The following is a 7,202-nucleotide window of genomic DNA, read 5'->3' on the forward strand; positions in this document are numbered from 1 at the left end:
GCTTGCGATCAAAGACGGCGGTGCTGCAGCGACGGCAATTGCTGGCGCACGCTGCGAAGGTGCCCGATGTCCAGATCCGCCAGCACCACCCCCGGGCCTTCGGCCTGCAGCGCCATGATCTCGCCCCAGGGATCGATCACCATGCTGTGGCCCCAGGTGCGCCGGCCGTTTTCGTGCGTGCCGCCCTGCGCGCTGGCGATCACGAAGGCCTGGTTCTCGATCGCGCGGGCACGCAGCAGCACCTCCCAGTGCGCGCGGCCCGTGGTGAAGGTGAATGCCGAGGGCACCAGCAGGATGTCGGCCGCGAGCATGCGGTAAAGCTCGCCAAAGCGCAGGTCGTAGCACACGCTCTGGCCCACGCGCCACGCCTGGCCGCTGCGGTCTCGGCAGTCGAAGGCCGTGGGCGTGTTTCCCGCCACCAGCACAGTGGCTTCGTCGTAGTGCTCGCGGCCGTTGTCGTAGCGAAACAGGTGGATCTTGTCGTAGCGGCTGACGCTCTCGCCATGCGGGTCGAACACCACCGAGGCATTGGCCGCATGGCTCGGGTCGTCGGTGGCCATGGGCAGCGTGCCACCCACCAACCACAGCTTGAGGTCGCGGGCCGCGTCCGACAGAAAGTCCTGCACCTTGCCCAACCCGGGTGTCTCGGCAAGCACCAGCTTGTCTTCGTCCTTGGCGCCCATGAAGCAGAAGTACTCGGGCAGCACCACCAGCTCGGCACCCGCAGCGGCCGCCTGGCGCAGCAGGCGCAGGGCTTCGCTGAGGTTCGCGTCCAGGCTGATGCCCGAGACCATCTGGATGGCGGCGACTTTCATGGGGAGTCCTTTCGAGATCGAGGCGGCGACGGCGGCGCCGCGCGCACGACAGCTTACTGCAGCACCGGTACAGGTTCCCGGGGCGCTGCGGCCGCTGGCGATGCGGGTCGCTCCACCTTGTCCACCTGCGGATCGGCCCAGCTGCCGGTGATGCGGAACTGCTGCGTGGTGGCCGACTGCAAAGGCTGGCGCAAGAGGAACTGCGCCAGAAAAGTACCCAGGCCGATGGCCGGGTTGATGGCCGTGGCGATCAGCGATGCGGTGCCGGCGTTGATCTCGGGCACCACCACGACCTTGAGGTCTTGCTGCTCGCGCGCGATGTCGGCACTGCCTTCCATCAGCACGGCCGCATTCACACCCTTCATCTGCAGGTTGTTGGTGGTGAGCACGCCTTGTTCGATGCGCGCATCGCCCCGCACGAAATCAAACGCAAAGCCTTCAGAGAACACATCGCGGAAGTCCAGCACCAGCCGGCGCGGCAGCGCCTGCAGGCTGAGCACGCCGAGCAGGCGACCGGCACCGGGATCGACCTTGAGGAACTGGCCGCGTTCGATGTCGGCGTGGAGCTGCCCGGACAGGCTGGGGTAGTCGATCGCCAGCGGCGAACCGATCCAGCCGATGTTGCCCTCCAGGCGGCCCTTGCCGCCGCGCACCAGCCCGGCACGGCCGAAGCGGTTGAGCAGCTCGCCGGAGTCGTCGATGTCCAGGCGGAAGTTCAGCGCGGTGCGGCGCTGGGTGGCGCCGCTCCCGCCCAGCGTGGCCCAGTTGCCGGTGGCGCTCAGGCGCGCTTCGGGGGCGCCCAGCTTGAGCTTGGTCAGGCGCCATTCGCTGCCGCGCAGCGGCCCGCCCCGGTTGATCGCTTCCACCTCGACGCGCCCCAGGTTTCGCCCGGCCACGATGAGTTCGCCCACGGTGATGTCAAGCGCCGGCACGCTGGTGGTGGGTTGTTGCAGCAGCTGCTCCACGTCGTTCGCCACCGACGGCTCCAGCTGCAGGCGCGCCAGCCGCGCATACACGTTGCCCGCGGTGCCCGCGCCCGATTGCCGCACCGAGACATACCCGTTGAGTTCATCGGCATCGACGTTGGCCTGCCACTGCGGGCCATCGCGCGAGCCACCCAGCACCACGCGATGGAAGTGCCGGCCGGCCACGGTCAGGCGGTCTGCGCGCAGCGCCACCGTGGTGGGCAGGTAGCCCAGGCTGGCATTTGCCTCGCTCACGGTCGGGCCCGCACGCGGCAACACCGTGGCGGCCGCCGTGGCCGCCGTGCGCGCGTCCACGCCCGTGGCGCTGGAAAAGGTGCGCTCCCAGGCATCGGCATCCAGCTGGTCGAGCTGCACGTTCGCCGTCACGCCCTCGGCGGGAAGCGGCGGGGCGGCGGCATCGCCGGGCATGCCGACGGCAATGGCACCGCGCAACACCCTGGGCTCGGCAGCGCCCAGTTCGCGCTCGTACTGCAGCGAGGCCACCGGTGCGAGCGACGACCCCAGCTGAAGGGCCAGGCGGTCGCTGCGCGCGCTGCCGCTCACCACGCTCAGCACGCTGGTGTCCAGGCGCAGCGGCAGCGTGGACTCGGCGGTCTTGTTCAACGGCGCAGGCAGGTTCAGGGCCATGCCTTGCAGGTTGCTGCTGATCTGCAGCTCGGGCACACCGGCTCGAAAGCCCAGCTGCGCGGTGTACGCGGTGCTGCCACTGGTGTGCTGGAAGAGACGCGAGACGACACCGAGCCCGGCGTCCCGCAGGCCTTCGGCGCTGGCCACGCCCTGGCCGCGGAATTGCACCTTGGCCGGGCCGGCGGCATCGGGTTGCATGCCGCCCTCAAAGCGCATGTCGCCGCCATACAACCGCGCCTGCGCCGCCTTCACTGCAAAACCGGTTTCGCTGAAGGTGAGCGTGCCGCTGGCGCGCCCGAGCAGCGGCGAGTCCGGGCTGATCTGCAGGTCGTTGCCATCGAGCCTGACCGTGCCGCTGACCTGCGTGGCGCGGGCGTTGAGCAGCGGCACTTTCAGTGAGAAGCCCACCTGCGCCGCGCCACCCACCCGCGCACGCGCCAGGGCCTGGCCGGTCATGGCATTCAGCGGCGACTGCTGCACGAAACCCAGCGCTTCGTTGGCCGGCCCCTGCGCCTGTGCATCGACCTCCAGCACCGGCTCGTGGACCAGATCGGCAATGCCCACCTGGCCCTGGCTCAGGCGCACGCCGGGCGCCCCCACCACGCTGCCCTGCAAACCACTCAGCCTGAGCGCCACGCGATCAAGCAACAGATCGCCCGACACACCCCGCAGCGCAGGCCAGGCGACGTCGCTGGCGTTTTGCAGATGGGGCGGCAGGTAGGCGAAGTCGACGTTCTTCAGGGCCGCGGTGATGCGGAACTCGCCGCTGTCGCCGGGTTTGTCAAAGGGCACATGATCCACCCGCCCCTGCACGCGGAAACCCACGCGGCTGGAGCTGCCTCCCCGCACCGCCTCGCGCACATAGCGACGGACGTCGGCGTTGAGTGTCAGGGGCAGGTAGCGGTGCACGCGCGTGGCGTCGGCCCGGGTGAGCGTGGCGGTGAGATCGAGCTCGCCGGGAAAGCGGGAAGCGGTCGATCCCGCCACCACGTCGCTCGTGCGCCAGCGCACCTGGGCCGTGCCCTCGGCATCGGCGTTGGCCAGGCGCACGTTGTCCAGCTGCACCTCGATGCGCTCGCCCTGCACCCGCCAGGAGGCGTCGGCCTGAAGGCTGTTGACCAAGACCTGGGGGTCTTCGAACACGTCGGGCAGTTCCACCGCGCCCTGCGCCACGCTGACGCTGGCGCGTCCGCCCGACTGGTTGAAATCGAACGCCACGTCGGCGCCCGAAATGCCGGGGCGCCCCGGCAGAGGGTAGCGGCCGGACAAGGACATCTTGCCGCTGGGCTCGCCCGCCAGGGCCAGGCCGCTGGCGCGTCCGCGGGCCTGGTAGGTCTGCGGGTTCCAGCCGCTGGCACCGGCCTCAGCCGCTCGCGCCTCCCACCGCGCCGAGAAGTCGTCGATGCGCCCGGCCGGCCTGAGCTGTTCGAGGCGCTGGTGCGCCTCACCCGGCAGAGGCAAGCGGCTGGCCAAGGCCGCCAACGCGCCCAGCTCCAGCCGCTGCGCGCTCAGCTCGGTCTGTGCGCCGCGCCCGCGGGTGGCGGCGGTGTGCTGCACGCGCAAAGCGCCGCCCGGCCAGTCCACACCCTCGCGGGTGCGAAAGCGCAGGTCGTCGGTGGAGACGGTGAAACCGGCGTCCGACCATTGCGCCGCCAGCCGGCCGTGCAGGTCGTCCAGGGCCAGCGCGGGCAGGTCGCGGCCGAGCTGCGTGTCCACATGGCGCAGCGCCAGATCCGCCGTGATGCCGGTCACGGCACCGTGCGCCACCTCGGCCCAGGCGCGCAGCGCGCCTTCGCCCGCGCGCACCTCCACGCCCCAGGTGGACAGGTCCACATACGAGCGCAGGCGCGCCACGTCCACCCGGCCAAAGTCGGCGTAGAGCTCGCCGCTCCAGCCCTGCCACGGCTTCTGCCCGGCCGGCCGCCGCACCAGTTCAAGCAGCGGTTCGCGCAACTGCCCCCGCAGCGTGAGGCGATCGCCCCATTCGGGCGGCGGCGTCGCGTCCAGCCGGAACTGGTGGTGGCGAACGGTGTTGCGCGCCACAAAGGACACATCGCCCAGGGACAGCGCAGGCTGCGCGCGCAGGTCGTCCGTCCAGCGCACCGTGCCGCCCTGGATCGCAAACTCGCGCTGCGAGAAAAACCAGTCGGCCGCTCGACCATCGCTCTGGCCCTGGCCACCCAGGTCCAGCCCGGCCACCTCAATGCGGCCCTGCGCGGTGCGGCGCACATCCAGCACCGGCTGGTCGATCACGATCTGCTCGAAGTGGCCGTGCCACAGCGAGCGCACCGACACCGCTGTGCGCACCAGCGGCAGGTGCAGGGCGACGCGGCCTTGTGGATCGAAGAGTTGCACGTCGCGCAGCTCGAAAGAGGGCATGAAAGCCGGCAACCAGCGCGAGCCTTGCGAGGTGTTGTCGGCACGGATGTCGCCCACCCGAACAGGGGCCCCGACCGCGCTGCTCGCCCATCGTTCCAGCTCGGGGCGCCATTCGCCGATTCGGGGCACAATCCACCAATTCAGCGCGGCCCAGGTCATCACGAACAGGCCCCACGCCAGGAACACAAGCCACAAACAGAGCCGGGCTGCCACCGAAAGCGTCTTGAGGGTTCGCGTGGCAGGAGCGATAGGAGCCGGGCTTTGATTCATGTCCACCGCAAATTATGACGGCCAGCCACTCCCCAGGTTCCACAGCGGACGACACCCCTTTGTCATCAAATGTGAACCCCTGTGCGCCGCTGTCGGAGCGCGACCGCCAGGCCGACCACTCGCGCTTTGTGCAGCGGGTGCGCCGCCGCTACAGCGCTGAGCTCCCCTGTCTGCCTGCGGGCGAACCCGTGCTCGCCAGCATGCAGGTCTGCCTGGCCGATTTGCGCGGGCGCGGCCTGCTCATGCCGGCGGCCCTGCGCGTGCTGCGACAGTTGGTCATGGAGCGCCTGGTGGTGCTCGATTGCGAGCAGGGCGCGCCACTGGCGGTCATCACGCGAGCCGTCACCGAGCTGGCCGAGCTCGCGCTCGACGAAGCCTGCAAACTGGCCTGCGCAGACCTCGACGAGCTGCACGGCGCACCCCAGTTCGACACGGCCCAGGGCACCCAGCGCGCCCAGCTGTGGGTGATCGGCATGGGCAAGCTCGGGGCGCGTGAGCTCAACGTGTCCAGCGACATCGACCTGATTTACGTTTACGACCAGGACGGCGAGACCGCCGGCAATGCGCAAGGGCGCAACCGCATCAGCAACCACGAGTACTTCGGCAAGGCGGTCAAGCACATCTACAACACCGTGGGCGACACCACGGAGCACGGCAACGTCTTCCGCGTCGACCTGGCGCTGCGGCCCAACGGCAACTCCGGGCCGAGCGCCGTGTCGCTCGGTGCACTGGAAGAGTATTTCCTGGTGCAGGGGCGCGAGTGGGAGCGCTTCGCCTGGCTCAAGAGCCGCGTGATCGCGCCCCTGTCCTGCGTGAAAGACCGCAGCGCCAGCGCCCTGCGCGGCACGGTGCTGCCTTTTGTGTTCCGCCGCTATCTCGACTACGGCGTGTTCGATGCCCTGCGCACGCTGCACCGCCAGATTCGGGACCACGCCTCCAAGCGCGCTGCTGGCAACCCCGGGCGTTCGAACGACGTGAAGCTCTCGCGCGGCGGCATCCGCGAGATCGAGTTCACCGTGCAGCTGCTGCAGGTGGTGCGCGGCGGCCAGTTCCCCGAGCTGCGCACCCGGCCCACGCTGGACGCGCTGCAGCGCCTGTGCAAGGCCGGCCTCATGCCGCAGGCCACCGCCACCGCGCTGGCGCAGGCCTACGAATTCCTGCGCCGCGTGGAGCACCGCATCCAGTACCTGGACGACCAGCAAACGCACGTGATGCCCACGCGCGATGACGACCTGGCCTGGCTCGCCGCCACACTCGGCTTTGCCGATGTGTGCGCTTTCCTGCACGCACTGGATGCGCACCGTGAGCTGGTGGCCCAGGAATTCGACACCCTGCTCGGCGGCCCCACCCACGGTGGCTGCAGCGGCAAGGGATGCAGCAACAAGAACGGCGCCAACGGCCGCAGCGCAGTCGACGAACTGCAGCATGTGCTGGGGCAGTTGCCCGAGGCGTTCGCCGCCAAGGTGGGCCAGTGGCGCGAGCACCCGCGTGTGCTCGCCCTGCGCGAAGACACGCGCGCGCGCCTCGTGCGGCTCGTTCAACGCACCGGCGCCTGGCTTGACGAGGGGCGCGTGAGCGAAGAAGCCGCGCTGCGCATGGCCGACTGGATCGAGCCGCTGCTGCGCCGCGAGAGCTACCTCGCCCTGCTGCAGGAACGGCCTTCCGTGCACGAGCGCCTGCTGCGCCTGCTGGGTGCGGCGAAGTGGCCGGCGCGCTATCTGCTCAAACACCCCGGCGTGATCGACGAGCTCGCCAGCCAGCAGCTGCTCACCGACCGCTTTGACGCGGCGCAGTTCGAGGCCGAACTGGAAGCGCGCCGCGCTGCGCTGCGCTCCACCGGCGAAGACGACGAGGAAGCCCTGCTCAACCTGCTGCGCCGCGCGCACCATGCCGAGGTCTTCCGCACGCTGGCGCGCGACGTGGAAAAGGTGCTCACCGTGGAGCAGGTGGCCGACGATCTGTCCGCCCTGGCGGACTCCGTGCTGCGCACCACCGCACGCTGGTGCTGGGCGCGCCTGAAGAATCGCCATCGCGACGAACCCAGCTTCGCCATCATTGGCTACGGCAAGCTCGGCGGCAAGGAGCTGGGCTACGGCAGCGACCTGGACATCGTGTTCGTCTACGA

3 protein-coding genes are annotated in these 7,202 nt (G+C 69.9%); 1 reads left to right on the forward strand and 2 read right to left on the reverse strand.

Annotated features, from left to right (window positions below; genetic code table 11):
- Positions 1-8 precede the first annotated feature (8 nt).
- Both KXJ60_RS04760 and KXJ60_RS04765 read right to left on the reverse strand, forming a co-directional pair.
- Complete coding sequence (locus KXJ60_RS04760; protein WP_291124614.1) at positions 9-815, reverse strand: carbon-nitrogen hydrolase family protein; 807 nt, start codon at positions 813-815, stop codon at positions 9-11.
- Between the two features lie 53 nt (positions 816-868).
- Positions 869-5,077, reverse strand: a complete 4,209-nt coding sequence (locus KXJ60_RS04765) for a YhdP family protein (RefSeq protein ID WP_291124616.1) — start codon at positions 5,075-5,077, stop codon at positions 869-871.
- A gap of 14 nt (positions 5,078-5,091) precedes the next feature.
- On the opposite strand from KXJ60_RS04765, the gene glnE reads away from it, so the two are divergent.
- Positions 5,092-7,202, forward strand: a 2,111-nt coding sequence (gene glnE, locus KXJ60_RS04770) for a bifunctional [glutamate--ammonia ligase]-adenylyl-L-tyrosine phosphorylase/[glutamate--ammonia-ligase] adenylyltransferase (protein ID WP_291124618.1), incomplete at its 3' end; no start/stop codon positions are given.

It is taken from the genome of Hydrogenophaga sp. (genome assembly GCF_019264445.1).
In the GTDB taxonomy this organism is placed as follows: Bacteria; Pseudomonadota; Gammaproteobacteria; order Burkholderiales; family Burkholderiaceae_C; genus Hydrogenophaga.

Bases quoted from the DNA above. Each gene is read 5' to 3' on its own strand.
- KXJ60_RS04760 (WP_291124614.1), bottom strand. From the start codon at position 815: ATGAAAGTCGCCGCCATCCAGATGGTCTCGGGCATCAGCCTGGACGCG.
- KXJ60_RS04765 (WP_291124616.1), bottom strand. From the start codon at position 5,077: ATGAATCAAAGCCCGGCTCCTATCGCTCCTGCCACGCGAACCCTCAAG.